This is a genomic window from Shewanella electrica, from assembly GCF_022321485.1.
Taxonomy (GTDB): Bacteria; Pseudomonadota; Gammaproteobacteria; order Enterobacterales; family Shewanellaceae; genus Shewanella; species Shewanella electrica.
Genome location: NZ_JAKOGG010000517.1, coordinates 1 through 253 on the forward strand (window position 1 = coordinate 1; position 253 = coordinate 253).

Sequence of the window (253 nt, forward strand, 5' to 3'; positions counted from 1 at the left end):
CTCAATTCTCAAGAGCTGGTTATATTTAGCAAGACGCTCAGACCTGCATGGAGCTCCAGTCTTAATTTGACCCGTAGCCAAACCAACAGAAAGGTCAGCAATGAAGGTATCCTCAGTCTCTCCACTTCTGTGACTGGCCATGACACCCCATCCAGCTTTTTTGGACATCCTGACAGCTTCAATACTCTCAGTCACAGAACCAATTTGGTTGACCTTGAGGAGAAGAGCATTGCATGCTTTAGTATCAATTGCC

General features: G+C 45.8%; 1 pseudogene. It reads right to left on the reverse strand.

The annotated features are described in order from the left end of the window. Positions 1–253 (reverse strand): annotated as a pseudogene (gene eno, locus L9G74_RS24455) (phosphopyruvate hydratase); the annotation flags it as partial.